The sequence below is a fragment of the Corallococcus sp. AB011P genome (assembly GCF_003611605.1).
GTDB classification, from domain to species: Bacteria; Myxococcota; Myxococcia; order Myxococcales; family Myxococcaceae; genus Corallococcus; species Corallococcus coralloides.
In genome coordinates this window covers 251,465-265,926 of sequence record NZ_RAVX01000009.1, presented here as the reverse complement: position 1 = coordinate 265,926, position 14,462 = coordinate 251,465, and the positions used below count along the sequence as shown (strand labels likewise).

At 71.8% G+C, this 14,462-nt stretch carries 14 protein-coding genes; 12 read left to right on the top strand and 2 right to left on the bottom strand.

Annotated features, from left to right (window positions below; genetic code table 11):
* The first annotated feature begins 23 nt into the window (after window positions 1-23).
* The 10 genes from D7X30_RS23745 to D7X30_RS23700 all read left to right on the top strand — a co-directional run bounded on the left by D7X30_RS23745 (window position 24) and on the right by D7X30_RS23700 (window position 9,860).
* On the top strand, window positions 24-1,403 hold the full coding sequence (locus tag D7X30_RS23745) for a hypothetical protein (RefSeq protein ID WP_120565219.1): 1,380 nt from the start codon (window positions 24-26) through the stop codon (window positions 1,401-1,403).
* 126 nt (window positions 1,404-1,529) lie between these two features.
* Window positions 1,530-1,880: a hypothetical protein gene (locus D7X30_RS23740; protein ID WP_120565218.1), complete on the top strand. Its 351-nt coding sequence runs from the start codon at window positions 1,530-1,532 to the stop codon at window positions 1,878-1,880.
* Between the two features lie 51 nt (window positions 1,881-1,931).
* Window positions 1,932-2,906, top strand: coding sequence for a metallophosphoesterase (locus tag D7X30_RS23735; RefSeq protein WP_120565217.1), 975 nt, complete (start codon window positions 1,932-1,934; stop codon window positions 2,904-2,906).
* A 151-nt stretch (window positions 2,907-3,057) separates the two neighbouring features.
* Window positions 3,058-3,204, top strand: coding sequence for a hypothetical protein (locus D7X30_RS23730; RefSeq protein WP_233591739.1), 147 nt, complete (start codon window positions 3,058-3,060; stop codon window positions 3,202-3,204).
* Between the two features lie 137 nt (window positions 3,205-3,341).
* Window positions 3,342-5,336 carry a TonB-dependent siderophore receptor gene (locus D7X30_RS23725; protein ID WP_120565215.1) on the top strand — a complete coding sequence of 665 codons (1,995 nt, stop codon included), beginning with the start codon at window positions 3,342-3,344 and terminating at the stop codon, window positions 5,334-5,336.
* Window positions 5,337-5,367: 31 nt separating this feature from the next.
* A complete protein-coding gene (locus D7X30_RS23720) occupies window positions 5,368-6,024 on the top strand; it encodes an HmuY family protein (RefSeq protein ID WP_120565214.1) in 657 nt (218 codons plus the stop codon).
* Window positions 6,024-7,106 (top strand): hemin-degrading factor, encoded by a 1,083-nt coding sequence (locus D7X30_RS23715; protein ID WP_120565213.1) that lies wholly within the window; start codon window positions 6,024-6,026, stop codon window positions 7,104-7,106. The genes D7X30_RS23720 and D7X30_RS23715 overlap by 1 nt, the downstream gene beginning before the upstream one ends.
* Window positions 7,103-7,978: a hemin ABC transporter substrate-binding protein gene (locus tag D7X30_RS23710; RefSeq protein ID WP_120565212.1), complete on the top strand. Its 876-nt coding sequence runs from the start codon at window positions 7,103-7,105 to the stop codon at window positions 7,976-7,978. The genes D7X30_RS23715 and D7X30_RS23710 overlap by 4 nt, the downstream gene beginning before the upstream one ends.
* Entirely contained in the window at window positions 7,975-9,060 is a 1,086-nt protein-coding gene (locus D7X30_RS23705; RefSeq protein ID WP_120565211.1) for an iron ABC transporter permease, read from the top strand. Before D7X30_RS23710 ends, D7X30_RS23705 begins: the two co-directional genes overlap by 4 nt.
* Window positions 9,057-9,860, top strand: coding sequence for a heme ABC transporter ATP-binding protein (locus tag D7X30_RS23700; protein ID WP_120565210.1), 804 nt, complete (start codon window positions 9,057-9,059; stop codon window positions 9,858-9,860). The genes D7X30_RS23705 and D7X30_RS23700 overlap by 4 nt, the downstream gene beginning before the upstream one ends.
* Window positions 9,861-9,956: 96 nt before the next feature.
* Here the strand turns inward: D7X30_RS23700 and D7X30_RS23695 are convergent, their stop codons facing one another.
* Window positions 9,957-10,628 (bottom strand): TetR/AcrR family transcriptional regulator, encoded by a 672-nt coding sequence (locus tag D7X30_RS23695; RefSeq protein ID WP_158619353.1) that lies wholly within the window; start codon window positions 10,626-10,628, stop codon window positions 9,957-9,959.
* A gap of 70 nt (window positions 10,629-10,698) precedes the next feature.
* Between D7X30_RS23695 and D7X30_RS23690 the strand changes: the two genes are divergently transcribed.
* Complete coding sequence (locus tag D7X30_RS23690; RefSeq protein WP_199724519.1) at window positions 10,699-11,583, top strand: SDR family oxidoreductase; 885 nt, start codon at window positions 10,699-10,701, stop codon at window positions 11,581-11,583.
* A 760-nt stretch (window positions 11,584-12,343) separates the two neighbouring features.
* On the top strand, window positions 12,344-13,564 hold the full coding sequence (locus D7X30_RS23685) for a FadR/GntR family transcriptional regulator (protein ID WP_120565209.1): 1,221 nt from the start codon (window positions 12,344-12,346) through the stop codon (window positions 13,562-13,564).
* Window positions 13,565-13,623: 59 nt separating this feature from the next.
* Here D7X30_RS23685 and D7X30_RS23680 read toward each other — a convergent pair whose 3' ends face one another.
* Window positions 13,624-14,451 carry an alpha/beta hydrolase gene (locus D7X30_RS23680; RefSeq protein ID WP_120565208.1) on the bottom strand — a complete coding sequence of 276 codons (828 nt, stop codon included), beginning with the start codon at window positions 14,449-14,451 and terminating at the stop codon, window positions 13,624-13,626.
* Between the last annotated feature and the right edge of the window lie 11 nt (window positions 14,452-14,462).

Here is a 14,462-nt window from a genome sequence, read left to right as displayed (position 1 = left end):
GGAGATTCGCTAGAAGCGGCTCCGTGCTTCCGGCGTCCTCATCGTCCCGCCGCGACTTCGCGGCTTCGTCCCTCGCGGCCTGGCTGCTGTGTCTGGGGTTGTTCGCGGTCTACACCGCGAGCCAGGTGCAGATGCAGACGGACTCGCTGTGGTCCATCCCCTCCGCGGCCAGCATCCTCCACGAGGGCAACGCCGACCTGGACGAGTACGCGCCGTCGTTCGCCCCGGCGACCGCGTACGCGCGAGGCGTCCACGGCGGCCACACCTATTACGAGTACCCGCCCGGAGTGATGGTCTCCGCGCTCCCGTTCCTGGCGGCCGCGGAGGGGCTGTTCTCGCTGGGACGGCCGCTGCTCACGCACCTGGGGACTCCCGGCGCGGATGCGCTGGCGTGGCTGGAGTTGTTCCGGAGCACCGGCAACGTGGACCTGGGCTCCTTCCACCGCACCGAGAATCTCATCGCTTCGTTCTACGTGTGCGCCGCCGCGGGCGTGCTGCTCGTCGCGCTGCGAAGGCGCGTGTCCGCCCGCGCCGCGCTCGTCACCGTCCTGCTCTTCGGGCTGGGGACGACGGCGTACTCTACCGCCAGCCGCGTCCTCTGGCAGCACGGCCCCGGGCTGCTCGCCATCGCCTGTGTCGTGCTGCTGCTGGCGAGGCCCGCGCAGACGCCGCGCACCGCGCTCCTCGCCGGGCTCGCGGTGGCGCTCGCGTATGTGTGCCGGCCCACGCACTCCCTCTCCGTGGTCGTCGTCACCGCGTACTTCGCCCTGCGCTTCCGCCGGCTGCTGCCCGCGTACTTCGCGGGCGCGGCGCTCGTGGCGCTGCCGTTCTGCGGGTACAACCTCCACACCTACGGCTCGCTCCTGTCGCCGTATTACACGCACCCGCTGGACGTCATGGGTTCGCGCTTCCTCATGGCGCTGGCCACGAACCTGGTGAGCCCGTCGCGCGGGCTGCTCCTCTATTCGCCGTTCCTGGTGCTCGCCGGGGTGGGGTTCGTCCAGCGGTGGCGCCGCCGGGAGCTGGAGCCCTCCGAGAAGGCCTTCGCCGTCATCGTGCTCCTGCATTGGGTGGCCATCTCCGCGTTCCCCGTCTGGTGGGCGGGGCACTCCGTGGGGCCGCGCTTCTTCACGGACGTGCTGCCCTATCTGGTCGTCTTCCTCGCGTACCCCGTGCAGCTCGCGGTGGATGCGCCCCGCCAGCATCGCGCCCTGGTGGGCGTGCTCGCCGCGACGGCCGCGTTCAGCTTCGTCTTCCACTGGCGCGCCTCCACCTCCTACGACGTGCACGCGTGGAACTCCGTGCCGGTGGACGTGGACAGCGCGCCGGAGCGCGTCTGGGACTGGGAGGATCCGCAGCTCCTGCGAGCCATTCCGGCCCGCTTCCGCGGCAACTCCCTCTAGGGCAGGGGCTCCGTCGCCTGCTTGCCTCCCAGCATGCGTCAGCGCCCGGACAGCCAAGGGTCTTGGCGTGCGCCGGGGACACCCGCAGCTTTCCACCGGACCTTTCCGCTTGAAGGAGGCGGTGTCATGGCGAAGGTGATGAGCAAGCTGCCGCGCGCGCTGGGGTGGTTCAGCGTGGGCCTGGGCGTCACGGAGTTGTTGGGGGCGTGGAACCTGCTCCGGTTCTTCGGCATCTCGCGCGGGGACAAGTGGGTGCGGGCCTACGGCGCCCGGGAGCTCGCCGCCGGTGTGGCCCTGCTGAGCCCCGCGAAGAAGCGCCCGTGGCTGTGGGCGCGCGTGGCCGGTGACGCGCTCGACCTGGCCACCATGGGAAAGGGCCTGCGTGAGCCGGGCGTGCGCAAGGGCCGCCTGCTCGCCGCCACCGGCGCCGTCGCGGGCATCACGCTGCTGGACATCTACGCCGCCGCGAACGCGTAGGCCGGACGGGACGTGCGCTAGGCTTCCTCCCTCTTCGAAGGAAGGAAGCCCGTGCGTCCCGTTCTCCTGTCCCTGCTGCTCCTGCCCGTGCTCACGGGGGCCGCCGCCCCGAAGGCGCAGGACCCCTTCGTCTTCACGGGCGTGGAGCGCATCGTCGCCGTGGCGGACGTGCACGGTGATGTGGATGCGCTGAAGGAAGTGCTCCGGCTCGCGGGCCTCATCGACGCGAAGGACCACTGGATTGGCGGCAAGGCGCACCTGGTGCAGACCGGGGACCTGCCGGACCGGGGCGACCACACCCGTGACGCCTTCGAGCTGCTCATGCGCCTGGAGACCGAGGCGCGCAAGGCCGGCGGCCGCGTGCACCCGCTCCTGGGCAACCACGAGCTGATGAACATGCGCGGGGACCTGCGCTACGTCACGCCCGGCGAGTTCGCCTCCTTCGCGGATCAGTCCCCCGTCGCTGACGGTCCGGGTGAACCCAAGGGGCTCCACGGCCACTCCGCCGCCTACGCCGCGGACGGGCGCTACGGGAAGTGGCTGCGCTCGCACCCCGCCGTCATCCGCATCAACGACACACTCTTCCTCCATGGCGGCCTGGCGCCCAGCGTTCCCGGCACCACGTTGGAGGAGGTGAACCGCTGGGTGTGGCAGGACCTGACTCCGGGACAGGCGCCGGGTGGCGGCGTGGATCCGCAGGGCCCGGTGTGGTTCCGCGGCTACGCCATCGACGACGAGGCGAAGTGGGACGCGGGACTCACGCAGGTGCTGGAGCGCTTCGGCGCCCGCCGCATGGTGATGGGCCACACGCCGTCGAAGGATGGCCGGCTCTCCGTCCGCTTCGGCGGCCGCGTCATCGTCATCGACACCGGTCTCAGCACCCACTACGGCCGCCACCTGGCCGCGCTGGAGCTTCGCGGCGACCGCCTCACCGCGCTCTACCCCGAAGGCCGGGTGCCCCTGCTCCCCACGCCGAAGGCCGCCGCGCCCAGCCCGCGCCCCGAGGCGAAGACGGGCACGAAGTAGCCGGTCCTCCTCTGAACGCCCACTTGGAGGGTTCACTGGAAGTCTTTTGACTTTGATATTCAGTATCAATATCGTCCAGCCCCATCGAGCGCAGGGAGCCGCGATGCACGAGGGATGCGGGCCACAGGGAAGTGCCGGAGAGCTGCGCTGCATGTGCGGCAGCCTGCTGGCGCGACTGGTGCCGGGCGGCGTGGAGCTGAAGTGCCGCCGGTGTCACCGGACGCAGGTGGTGCCGCTGGAGGCCGGGCCTTCGGCGGAGCCACGAGGCGGCGGTGCTCCCCGGGGCAATGGCGGCTGAGACACTTTGAAGGAACGGGCCTTCCGGTGAGGGGCTCGCGGCAGTGTGTTTCCTGAGGCCCGAGGCCCTTGCGCCCAGCGCCCGACAGGCTTCCCGTGAGCGGAGGCCCCCCGGCTTTCGTGCCGGGAGGACGTGGGATGTCGGGGCGTTGGTGGCTGTGCGCGCTGCTGTGGAGTGCCCTGTCCGGCCTGGCCCGGGCGGAGGACGCGCCGTCCGCGGATGGAGGCGTGGCGCAGGTCGCGTCACCGTCCGAAGCGGAGCCCGCGCAGGCGGCGGAGGCCGCGCCTCCGGTGGAGGCGCCGCCCGCGCTCCAGACGGTGGTGACGGGCTCCCGCACGCAGGAGCGTCTGCGCGAGACGCCGGTGGCCACCGAGGTCATCACCCGTTCGGAGATTGTCGCCAGCGGTGCTCGGGACGCGTCGGAGCTGTTGAACGCGCGCCCGGGCTTCGTGGTGCAGCAGGGCTTCTCGGGCACGGGGCTGTCCATGCAGGGCCTGGCGCCGGAGTACGTGCTGGTGCTGGTGGACGGCGAGCGCGTCACCGGCAAGGTGGACGGCGACATCGACCTGTCGCGCCTGTCGCTGGAGGACATCGAGCAGGTCGAAATCGTGAAGGGCCCCGGGTCCGTGCTCTACGGCAGCGACGCGGTGGCGGGCGTGGTGAACTTCATCACCCGCCGCGCGCAGCGCACCCTGGGCGCGGACCTGCGCGCCGCGTACGGCACGCTCGGGCGCCTGGACCTGGACGCCACCGGTGAGACGCGCGGCGACGCGTGGGGCCTGCGTATGAGCGCCGGACTCCAGCGGCGCTCCGCCTACGACCTGGACGCCTCGGACATCGGCACCACGGGCAGCAGCCTGAGCGGCTACGACCTGTCCGCGCGCGGTGACTGGCGTGGCACGGAGACGCTGTTGCTGGAGGGCACCGCGTCCTATTCGCACCGCATCCAGCGCGGCGTGGACCTGGGCGCCGCGGGCGCGGTGTTCGACCGGGCCACCCGCGACAACACCTTCACCTCGCGCCTGTCCCCGTCCTGGCGGCTGGGTGAGAAGGTGAACCTGCGCACGGACGTGTCCTACGGGCACTATGAGCGGCGCTACCTGCGCGACCAGCGCAACGCCTCCGCGCTGGACACCGTGGAGGACACGCGCGACCAGCAGGCCCGCGTGGGCGCGCAGCTGGACGCACGTCCCGGCGGCGGCCACGCGCTGGTGGTGGGCACCGAGTACCTGGGCGAATGGCTTCAGTCGGACCGGCTGGACGGTGGCCGCGGACGGCGCGGGCGCGGCTCCCTGTACGCGCAGGACAGCTGGACGCTGTGGGAGCGCCTGGGACTGGTGGCGGTGCGCGGCGGACGGGTGGACGTGGATTCGCAGTTCGGGCTCGCGCTCACGCCCCGCTTCGCGCTGAAGGTGGACCCGCTGTCGTGGCTCACCGTGCGCGGCAGCTACGGCTGGGGCTACCGCGCGCCTGGCTTCCAGGACCTGCTCATCGACTTCGAGAACCCCTCCGTGGGTTACACCGTGCGCGGCAACCCGGACCTGAAGCCGGAGCGCTCGCGCAGCTTCAGCTTCAACGTGGAGACGCGCCCCACGCGTGACTCCGTGGTGTGGGTGGGCCTGTTCCAGCACTCGCTGCGCGACATGATCTCCGCGTCGCTCCAGTCCGAGGGCGACTTCCTGCGCTACTCGTACGTCAACATCGCCCGGGCCCTCGTGCGCGGCGGCGAGCTGGGCCTGCGCCAGACGCTGCCCGGCCGCATCCAGGTGGAGCTGGGCTACACGCTCACCGACGGCACCGACCAGGAGCTGGACCGCGCGCTGGAAGGCCAGGCGCGGCACCGGCTCACCGCGCAGGCCACGTGGCGCCACCGCGAGTGGGGCCTGGAGGCCAACGTGCGCGGCGCGCTCACCGGCGAGCGTCCCTTCCATCCCGATACCAACGGAGACGGTGTGGCGGATTCCTACCGTGCCAGCCCCACCGTCTCCCTGGATGCCCGAGTCGCCTGGCTGATGCCAGCGGGCGGGCTCCAGCTTTTCGTAGTGGGCAGCAACCTCACCGGTGCGGGCAATCCAACGGACCTGCCCATCCCGCCCCGCACCCTCCAGGCCGGTGTCTCCACCCGGTTCTGATTCCTCACCCCTGCACCCTGAAGGAGTCCGCATGTTCCTCATTCCCTTCCGTCCCGGCTTCCTGGGCCGCGCCTGCGCGGCGCTGCTCATCGCGGGCCTGGGCACCGCGTGTGGTGACGACCTCCAGCCCACGCCAGGGCCCGACGAGGACGAGAACCTCGTTACGCCGCAGGACGGCGCGAACCTGAAGCACCACGACAACGGCGACGGCTCGTTCACCTCCGTCGTCAACGCGACCAACGCGGAGGCGTGGATTGGCCTGGACCTGGACACGGGCAAGGAGGTGAGCTCGACGGAGGACGCGGTCTGGGACCTGGCCTTCCAGCGCTACACGGTGAAGGCGCGCGGCGGTGTCAGCGGCACGGGCGGTGTGCAGGTGGCCATCGTGCCGGGCATGGCGTTCGCGGCGCTCACCCAGGCGCCCGCGTCTGGCTATGTGACGGACGCGGCGGACGGCCCGGACACCGGTGACAGCCCGGACACCGTCTTCAACCTGGGGGACGGCTGGTACGTCTACGACCTGCCGACCCACACGCTCACGCCGCGCGACCAGCTCTACGTCGTGCGCTCGGATTCGGGGACGTACTTCAAGGTGCAGGTGCAGTCGTATTACGACGCCGCCGGCACGCCCGCGATGATGAAGCTGCTCTGGGCGAAGGTGGCCGCGCCGGCCGGGGTGCAGCCGTGATGGGCCGCACGGATGAGGCGGGGAGCCCGCTCGCCGCGCTGCGAGAGCGCTGGCTGGCCCTGCGTGAATCCGAGCCGCGCATGCGCATCCGCGACGCGGCGGACCGCCTGGGGGTGAGCGAGGCGGAGCTGCTCGCCACCGGATTGAATGGCGAGCTGGTGCGGCTGGAGCCGCGCCTGGACGTGCTGCTGCCCCGGCTGGAGTCGCTGGGCCGGGTGATGGCGCTCACGCGCAACGCGTCCGCCGTGCATGAGAAGAAGGGCATCTACCGCAAGGTGGAGCTGCACGGCGCCCGCGCGCTGGTGCTGGACGAGGACATCGACCTGCGGCTGTTCCTGTCGCGCTGGTGCTTCGTCTTCGCGCTGCGCGAGGACCTCTCCGGCCAGGTGCGCCGCAGCTTCCAGGTGTTCGACGCGGCGGGCACGGCGGTGCACAAGATCTACCTCCAGGACGACGCGAACGTCGCCGCCTTCGAAGGGCTGGTGCGCGAGCTCCAGCACGAGGACCAGAGCCACGTGCTGGACGTGGTACCGGCGGCTCCTCCCGCCGAGCCCCGGCCGGATTCGGAGGTCGACACGCTGGGCCTCAAGGCCGGCTGGCGCGCGCTCCAGGACACGCACGAGTTCTTCGCGTTGCTCGGCAAGTTCAAGGTGGCGCGCACGCAGGCGCTGCGGCTCGCGGGGACGGAGTTCGCGAAGCCGGTGACGCCGGACTCGCTGGGCTGGACGCTGGAGCGCGCCGCGGCGTCGGAGCTGCCCATCATGGTGTTCGTGGGCAACCCGGGCGCCATCCAGATCCACACCGGCCCGGTGCGCACGGTGCGGCCCATGGGCCCGTGGATGAACGTGATGGACCCGGGCTTCAACCTGCACGTCCGCGCGGACCACGTCCACACCGCCTGGGTGGTGCGCAAGCCCACGCGGGATGGTGACGTCACCTCGCTGGAGCTGTTCGACAAGGCGGGAGAGAACATCGCGCTGCTCTTCGGCAAGCGGAAGCCGGGCGAGCTGGAGTCCCCCGCGTGGCGGGCGCTGATGGAGGAACTGGTCCGGACGCTGCCCGCGGTGGAGGTGGCGTCATGAGGCGGACGGCCTCGAAGTGGGGCCTCGTCACGGCCCTGTTCGCGCTGGCGGCGCACGCGGCGCCTCCCGCGCCGAAGCTCATCACCATTGGACCTGCCATCACGCAGACGGTGTTCGCGCTGGGCGCGGGCGACCGGGTGGTGGGCGTGGACGACTCCAGCGCGGAGTTGCCGGAGGCGTCGAAGGTGCGCACGGTGGGCTACCAGCGCGCGCTGTCCGCGGAAGGAGTGCTGTCGCTGGGCGCGGGCCTGCTGCTGGGCTCCGCGGAAGCCGGGCCTCCGCCGGTGCTGGAGCAGCTCAAGCAGGCGGGCATGGCGGTGGAGACGTTCGCCAACGAGCCCACGGTGGAGGGCGCGCGTGCGCGCATCCAGGGCATCGCGGAGCGGCTGGGCACACCGGAGCAGGGTAAGGCGCTGGTGGCGAAGCTGGACCAGGACCTGGCGAAGGCGGCGGGCCGTGCGGCGCGGGTGAAGGGCGCGAAGCCGCCGCGCATCCTCGCCATCTACGCTCGCGGTGCGGGCACGATGATGGTGGCGGGTTCGGGCACCGTGGCGGACACGCTCATCCGCCTGACGGGTGCGGTGAACGCGGCGGGCTCGCTGCCGGGCTACAAGCCGCTGGGCGCGGAGGCCGTGGTGGCGGCGGCGCCGGAGTTCGTGCTGCTGCCCGCGAGCTCGGTGTCGGCGGTGGGCGGCGCGGAGGGGCTGGCGAAGCAGCCCGGGCTGTCCCAGGTGAAGGGCTGGAAGCTCGTCACCGTGGAGGACGTGGACTTCATGGGGCTGGGGCCCAACCTGGGCCAGGCGGTGGCCCGCGTGCAGGACGCGGTGGCCCCGGCTCAGGCTCCGGCTTCGGCGAAGGGCGGCGGCAAATGAGCGCGTCGGAGGCCATGCCCGTGCCCGCGTCGCGTCCGGTGACTTCACGGCTGCCGGGCGCGGGACCTTGGGTGACGCTGGGACTGCTGCTGGCGTTGATGGTCCTGGCGGCGCTGGCGGTGGGCTCCATGACGGTGCCGCCGTCCGCCATCCTCGGAAGTCTCTGGGAGGCGCTGGGCCTGGGCGAGGCCTCCCACCGGCTGGACTCCATGCAGCGCGCGGTGCTGTTCACGTTGCGCCTGCCGCGCGTGCTGATGGCCGTGATGGTGGGCGGGGTGCTGGCGACGACGGGCGCCGCGCTCCAGGCCCTCTTCCGCAATCCGCTGGTGGAGCCCGGCCTGCTGGGCACCTCCAGCGGGGCGGCGTTGGGCGCGGTGCTGGCCATCGTGCTGGACGTGACGCTGGCCGCGCACGTGGGGCCCTTCCGGATGCTGGTGGTGCCGGGGGCGGCCTTCCTGGGCGCGCTGGGGGCGACGGTGCTCGCCCTGCGGCTGGGCACGGGAGGAGGGCGCACGGACACGCCGCGCGTGCTGCTGGCGGGCGTGGCGGTGAGCGCGGGCGCGTTCGCGGGCATGGGCCTGCTCACGCACAGCGCTTCGGACGCGCAGTTGCGCACCATCACCTTCTGGAGCCTGGGCAGTCTGGGCGGCGCGTCGTGGGAGACCGTGGGCGCCGCGGCGCTCCCGCTCGCCGTGACGCTGGGGTTGCTCCTGAGCGAGGCGCGGGCACTCAACCTGATGCTCCTGGGCGAGCGTGAGGCGTGGCACCTGGGCGTGGACGTGGAGCGGCTCAAGCGCAAGCTCATCCTCGCCGCCGCGCTGGGCGTGGGTGCCGCGGTGTCGTTCTGCGGGATGATTGGCTTCGTGGGCCTGCTGGTGCCGGCGCTGTTGCGCATCGCACTGGGGCCGGACCACCGGCGGCTGCTGGCCTCGTCCGCGCTGTCGGGGGCTTCGCTGCTGCTCGCGTCGGACCTGCTCGCGCGGACGTTGGCCTCTCCTTCCGAGCTGCCGGTGGGCGCGCTCACGTCCGTGCTGGGCGTGCCCGCCTTCATCGCGCTGCTCGCGCGCAAGGGGGCGGCATGAGCCTGGAGGCGCGCGGCATCGAGGTCTGGCGCGGGCGGGGGAGGGTGGCCGGTCCGCTGTCGCTGGAGGTCCAACCCGGCGAGGTGCTCGCCGTGGTGGGCCCCAACGGCGCGGGCAAGTCGTCCCTGATCGCGGCGCTGTCGGGCGAGCTGCGCTGCAAGACGGGCGACGTGTTCCTGGAGGGCCGCGTGCTGCACCAGTGGCCCTCCCTGGAGCGCGCGCAGCGGCTGGGCGTGTTGCCGCAGGAGTCCTCGCTGGGCTTCGGCTTCACCGCGCTGGAAGTGGCGGTCCTGGGCCGCAGCCCGCATGCCCGGCGTGGCGGTGACGCGTCCGACCTGGACATCGCCCGCGCGGCGCTGGATGCCACCGACACGCAGCACCTGGCCTCGCGCGCGTACACCACGCTCTCCGGTGGCGAGCGGCAACGCGTGCAACTGGCCCGCGTGCTGGCCCAGCTGTGGACGCCGCCCGCGCACGGCCACCGCTACCTGCTGCTGGATGAACCGACGGCGAGCCTGGACCTGTCCCACCAGCACCTGGTGCTGGAGCGCGCCCGAGCGTTCGCGCAGGCCGGCGGCGCGGTGCTCGCGGTGTTGCATGACCTGAACCTGGCCGCGCGGTACGCGGACCGCATCGCGGTGTTGGATCAGGGCCGGTGCGTGGAGACGGGCACGCCTTCGTGCGTGCTGACGCCCGGCCTCATCGCGGGCACCTTCGGGTTGCAGGTGGAGGTGGTGTCGCGGCCGGACCTGCCCGGGCCGCTGGTGATTCCCCTGGGCCGCGCACCCGCGCCGTCCTGACCCACGGCCTTCCTCCCGCGAGGAGGGTGTCCACGCGCGAGAACGCCCCTCCAAGGCCACGCGTCGGACCCTCCTCGCGGAAGGACGTTGTGCCCGTCACATGCGGGCCACGCGCTCCCGCGTCGCGCGCCGGGGACGCGCCAGGGCCGGCTCCGGACGCAGGTATCCGACCGCGAGCGCCGCGATTTCATCCACGAACGCATCGTCCTCCACGTAGTCCGGCCGGTCCGTCAGCGCCGTGTGGCACAGGGCCTCCACGGTGTTCACGAGGATGAAGACCGCCATGTCCAGGTTCCGGGGGCGCAGGTCCTCGAAGCGGGGCGCGAGGAACGCCCGCACCAGCCGGTGCAGCCGCTGCGAGTACGCATCCGACAGGCCCCACTGCCGCATCCGCGGCATCAGCTCGTGCAGCACCTGGTTCAGGCGTGGGTTCTCCCGCTTCACCGCGAGCACCTGCCGGATGATCGCGCGCATCGCCACCGGGAGCGGCTGTCCCGCGAGCGGCACCAGCCCGGCCTCGAAGTCCGCCAGCGACCGCGCGCGGTGCTGCTCCATCAGCGCGGTCACCAGCCCCTCCTTGCTGGGAAAGTACTGGTAGAGCGAGCCCACGCTCACCCCCGCCTCCTGGGCGATGCGGTTCGTGCTCGCGGCCTCGTAGCCATCCCTGAGCAGAACGCGAGCAGTCGCGGTGAGGATGGCGTCAACCGTGGCCTGCGCCCGCTCCTGGCGGGGTGCCCTGCGACGGGACGGAGGGGGACGGCGGGGCATGAGGCCTCCTCGGGGAAATGTGAGCACCACGCGAGTTGAGAACGTGAGCGACTGCTCACATTCTAGCCCCATGCAAACGACCTCGTCCCAGTCCGCTGTTCGTCCGTCTGTCTCGCCGGCCATCCCGCAGGGCAAGGCCTTCCCCTACGCGGGCCACCGCGCGCTCGTGACGGGCGCGTCGTCCGGGCTGGGCGTGGTGTTCGCCCGCGAGCTGGCGGCGCGAGGCATGGACCTCATCCTGGTGGCCCGCTCAGAAGACCGGATGCGCGCGCTGGCGGCGGAGCTGAAGGAGGCCCACCACATCCAGGCGGAGGTCATCGCGTTGGACCTGGGCCGTGAAGGCGCGGGCCGCGAGCTGCACGCGCGCTGCCAGGAGAAGGGCCTGCGGGTGGACCTGCTGGTGAACAACGCGGGCTTCGGCACGCACGGGGCCTTCGACGCGGCGCCGTTCGAGCGGCAGCACGAACAGGTGATGCTCAACGTCACGTCGCTGGTGGACACCTGCCACCTGTTCCTGCCGGACATGCTCGCGCGCGGCGTGGGCGGCATCCTCAACGTGGCCTCCACCGCGAGCTTCCAGCCGGTGCCGTACATGGCCATCTACGGAGCCACCAAGGCGTTCGTGCTGTCCTTCACGGAGGCGCTGTCGGAGGAGACGCGCGAGCGCGGCGTGCGCGTGACCGCCCTGTGCCCGGGGCCGGTGAAGACGGCGTTCTTCGACGTGGTGGGCACCCAGCAGGCGGCAGTCGGTCCCATGGCGACGGCGGAGGAGGTGGTGCTGCGTGGCCTCAAGGCCCTGGACCAGCGCCGGGCGTCGGTGGTGCCGGGGTGGCGCAACTGGCTGCAGGCCAACCTGACGCGCTTCACGCCGCGCTGGCTGGGCCTGCGTGTGGCGGCCGGGATGATGCGGCCTCCGGAGGCGGTGGGCACCGGCGCCGCGCGGCTCGCGCCGTAGCGGCGGGCCCTTGGCGCAGGACACCAGACGCCGCTTCGGCACTGGCGGCGTGGGCGAGTCCAGGGCAGCGGCGATCCGCGCGTCGGTGGGCTGGAAGAAGGTCTCGCCGAGTGGGGCCCACTCGCCAGTGAAGACGAACGAAGCCCTCCAGCGCTGAAGGGCTGATGCCACGGAAGGCCACCACGGCCGGGTCGAGCCACTGCTCCGTGTCGATGGCGCCCTCCGCCGTCGCGAACTCCAGCACCCGTCCTTCCGGCGCCTGGACGTACAGCGACTTGCACAGGTTGTGGTTCACGGGTCCCGCCATCCAGTAGCCGTGGGCGCGAAGTCGGTCGCGCAGCGCCAGCAGCTCCGTTTCGGACGGGATGCTCAGGCCAACCCCGCGGCCCGAAGTTCTCCGCGAGGAGCACAGCGCCGCCCGCCGGGCACGCTTTCAGGAAACCTGTCCGACAGTCGGACAGGGATGCGCCGCATGAAGCCCCATCCTCGATGGTGGGCCGCGGCCGTGTTCGTGCGCGGACGCGAAGGGCGCGCCACGGGCAGGGGCCGCCCGCCAGGCCCGCTTCCTGGAAACCTGTCCGACAGTCGGACCGGTTTACGGTGCCTGAAGCCCAAGGCCGTGAACGTGTCCGACTGTCGGACAGGTTTTCACCGCTCGGTCCCGGAGGGTGCGCCCGCCCGGCAGGCGGCGCGGCCGGTTTGCCCGCACGTCCATGTCAGACCCCTGTGGTTGGATGGCGATGCTGGGACGACGAGGGGGATGGGGATGGGACGGGGCGGGCTGGTGGCGTATGTAGAGGCGCAGATCGAGCGCGATATCGCGCTGGGAAGGCTGCACCCGAGCGGGCAATTCGGCTCCGAAGCGAAGCTGGCGCGTCGCTATGAGGTATGCCGGGGCACCATCCGCGAGGCGCTCCGGCGGCTGGCGGCGCGGGGGCTGGTGGTGCAACACCCCGGACGCAAGACGCGCGCGGTGGCGCTGGATGAGTCGCTGACGCTGGAGAACCTGGGCCTGGCGCTGCACGACGCGCGCTCCCCGGACGCGCGGTGGCTCCTGGAAGGTTATTTCAGCCTCAAGCGGCAGGTCCTGGTGGAGCTCCTGGTCGACTGCTGTGCGAGGGCCTCCCTGGTGGCTTTGGACCAGTTGTCGGACACCTGCTTCAAGTTGCAGGACGCAGCGCGCTGGGAGTCGGGTGCAACCTGCGCCCAGGTGGAGTTCGAGCTGCTGCGGCTGGCGGCCCGGGTGGCGGAGCGGCCCGGACACGTGCTCCTCGTTCAATCCCTGCAGCGGGCATTCCTGGGAGGCGCAGCCCGGTTGCTGCCGCTCCTGGGGGGTGAGTTGCTGCGCGAGTGGGCCTGGTTCGTGATGGGGGCCCTCTCGGAGCGTAACGTGCGGGCGCTTCAGAACGAGCTGCCGGCGCTGCTGAAGGCCTGCGATGAGCGCCTGCTGGACGCCTTCGCCCCCGCCTCCCAGGGGAGCGCGTCCCCTGAGGACCCCCGCGCCCAGGAGGAACGCCCCGCTGCCCCTGCGTCAACCACCGCGCAGGTCCATGCGATGGAAGTTCGCCCCGGCATGGAGGAGCGTGACCTTGGCTGTCCGGCCCCAGCCAGCGAGAGCAGTGAGGCGCTCGGGGGTGCCCCCTGCCTCCGGGAGCACGGCTTCCACGTGGAGCAAACCCGCGGGACGCTGCTGTCTCCAGCCGCCATCGGGCTCGTCCCCTGCGAGCCAGGTGGGGCGTGCGCCGGGGATTCGATGGGCGCGGCCTTGGGCGACATGTCCGGCTGTCGGACAGGTCCTGGCGCCCCGGGTTCGGAGGAGCGACTCCTGCCCAAGGCCCCGCCCATGGGCTCTCACGGTTTCTCTCAGGTGGCGGTGCACGCGGACGGCGGTCCGCTTCACGATGTCCGGGGGCCCCTGGGCCGGTGGGCTGCTCGCCTCTGGCGATTCATTGCCATTCCCCTGGGACTGCCTGCCTGGTGAATGGCGACAGCCCCTGGGGTCTCTGCTGTTCCTGGGGCGACTTGCGTCTGGCTACCTGCTCAAGGGACGGCCTTCGTGGAGGCGGGCGCGAAGGCCTCTCTCAGCACCTTCGCCTCCAGGGAGCGGTAGATGTTGGCGTGGAGCAGGTCGGGCCGGGGTTCGTACTTCCACCTCAATCCCGTGGGCGCGTTCGCTCGGAGCACTTCGGCCAGGCGCGCGGCCTGCTCCGGGACGTCGTCCCCAGCGGACGCCAGGTAGAGCGTGGCCTTCAGGTCCGGCATGGCCTTGAGCCGCTCCTCGGCCCTGCGCACCCATTCGTCGTTGTTCCACCAGATGCTGGGGCTCAGCGCGATGAAGGTGCCGAACATCTCGGGCTGGAGGAAGAACGTCTCCATGATGAACAGCCCGGCGGCCGACTCGCCGATGATGGCTGTCTCGTCGGTGACGCGGTACTCGCGGCGCACGTGGGGCATCAGTTCGTCGCGGAGGAAGGCCCGGAACGCGGCGGAGCCTCCGACTCGCGGGGCGATCTCCTTGTCGGACTCGACCTGTGTGGGGCCCGTCATGTCGCGGCGCCGCTCGGTGTTCTCGATGCCGACCAGGATGACGGGCCGCATCTCCCCGGCGCGGATGGCGGTGTCCACGGCGGTGGCGACGTGCGGGAAGTCCTCCTGCTCGCCACCGTCGGGCATGTAGAGCACGGGGTAGCGCACGCCCTTCGCCGCGTCGTAGCCGGGCGGCGTGTAGACGTTGATGCGCCGCTCCTCCTGGAGCGCCTTCGACGGGAGCGCGAACGTCCTTTGCGGAGGCATGGGCTCCACCTTCAGGGCGTGTCCCGCGCAGCCGCCGAGGGCGAAGGCCAGCACGAACAGACGGACGGACCACATGGACTGCCACC

Bases quoted from the DNA above. Each gene is read 5' to 3' on its own strand.
- D7X30_RS23740 (WP_120565218.1), top strand. From the start codon at position 1,530: ATGGCGAAGGTGATGAGCAAGCTGCCGCGCGCGCTGGGGTGGTTCAGC.
- D7X30_RS23730 (WP_233591739.1), top strand. From the start codon at position 3,058: ATGTGCGGCAGCCTGCTGGCGCGACTGGTGCCGGGCGGCGTGGAGCTG.
- D7X30_RS23725 (WP_120565215.1), top strand. From the start codon at position 3,342: ATGTCGGGGCGTTGGTGGCTGTGCGCGCTGCTGTGGAGTGCCCTGTCC.
- D7X30_RS23720 (WP_120565214.1), top strand. From the start codon at position 5,368: ATGTTCCTCATTCCCTTCCGTCCCGGCTTCCTGGGCCGCGCCTGCGCG.
- D7X30_RS23715 (WP_120565213.1), top strand. From the start codon at position 6,024: ATGGGCCGCACGGATGAGGCGGGGAGCCCGCTCGCCGCGCTGCGAGAG.
- D7X30_RS23710 (WP_120565212.1), top strand. From the start codon at position 7,103: ATGAGGCGGACGGCCTCGAAGTGGGGCCTCGTCACGGCCCTGTTCGCG.
- D7X30_RS23705 (WP_120565211.1), top strand. From the start codon at position 7,975: ATGAGCGCGTCGGAGGCCATGCCCGTGCCCGCGTCGCGTCCGGTGACT.
- D7X30_RS23700 (WP_120565210.1), top strand. From the start codon at position 9,057: ATGAGCCTGGAGGCGCGCGGCATCGAGGTCTGGCGCGGGCGGGGGAGG.
- D7X30_RS23695 (WP_158619353.1), bottom strand. From the start codon at position 10,628: ATGCCCCGCCGTCCCCCTCCGTCCCGTCGCAGGGCACCCCGCCAGGAG.
- D7X30_RS23690 (WP_199724519.1), top strand. From the start codon at position 10,699: ATGCAAACGACCTCGTCCCAGTCCGCTGTTCGTCCGTCTGTCTCGCCG.
- D7X30_RS23685 (WP_120565209.1), top strand. From the start codon at position 12,344: ATGGGGATGGGACGGGGCGGGCTGGTGGCGTATGTAGAGGCGCAGATC.
- D7X30_RS23680 (WP_120565208.1), bottom strand. From the start codon at position 14,451: ATGTGGTCCGTCCGTCTGTTCGTGCTGGCCTTCGCCCTCGGCGGCTGC.